Source organism: Oleiphilus sp. HI0132 (genome assembly GCF_001635845.1).
Genome location: NZ_LWGJ01000107.1, coordinates 1 through 914 on the forward strand (window position 1 = coordinate 1; position 914 = coordinate 914).

1 protein-coding gene is annotated in these 914 nt (G+C 45.2%); it reads left to right on the plus strand.

The window, feature by feature from the left end:
- Positions 1-751 (plus strand): alpha/beta hydrolase (locus A3766_RS01345; protein ID WP_068641511.1); only part of this gene is annotated, 751 nt, incomplete at its 5' end.
- Positions 752-914 lie beyond the last annotated feature (163 nt).

The window sequence follows — 914 nt, forward strand, 5'->3', positions numbered from 1 at the left end:
TAATCAAAATGCTAAAGCTGCGATTGTTATTTCGCATGGCTGGAGTGAACATGCGGGGCGTTATCAGTGCATTGCTGAGTGGTTTGTTTCCCAGGGATACGCAGTCTATGCGCTAGATCATCGAGGGCATGGTCAGTCTGAAGGTAAGCGCGGGCATGTAAGGCGTTGGAGTGACTACGCGCAAGACTTGGAAACACTGCGTTCTACAGTCATGGAAGAAAAGCAATATTTACTTGGTCATTCGATGGGTGGAATGATTAGTTTGCACCACTTGTTAGAGTATCCTGGCCGATTCAGTGGTGTAGCCTTAAGTGGGCCAGCGGCTGATGTTTCAATTGCTGTCCCGTGGTTTACGCGTGTTATTGGCAATACAATGAGTTTCTTTCTACCTAGACTCAGTCTTGCTCATCCCATAGAAGCAAGTGTGGTGTGTTCTGATCCCGAGGTTGTTGCCGCTTATGCCACAGACCCATTTAATCACGGTAAGGTTAGTGCACGTTGGTTTACAGAGTATTTATCGGCAGTTACTAAGCTACGCAAGCAGGCTTCGCAAATCAAAACGCCCATCGCTATATGGCACGGAGAAGGCGATGAACTCGTTGAGCCCTGGGTGAGTGAACACTTATTTGATCGTTTAGAGATGACTAATAAGCAAAGAAAAATCGTTCCAAAGGCGTTGCATGAGATTTTATTAGAGCCAAGCTGGCCGGAAACTGCGAAAGAAATGAAAAATTGGTTGGAGCGGTTTTAGCTTAGCGGTAGAATGGCGCGCTTTATTAAGTGTGTTATTTCGCTTTTTTCAGTTTTAAGGAATGTGAGTCAATAGATGTTGGAAGTAAACCCGCTAGTGCAGCAAATAAAAGATATGTCTGAGCGTGTGCAAACGCTTAGGGGGTATCTTTGACTTTGATGTA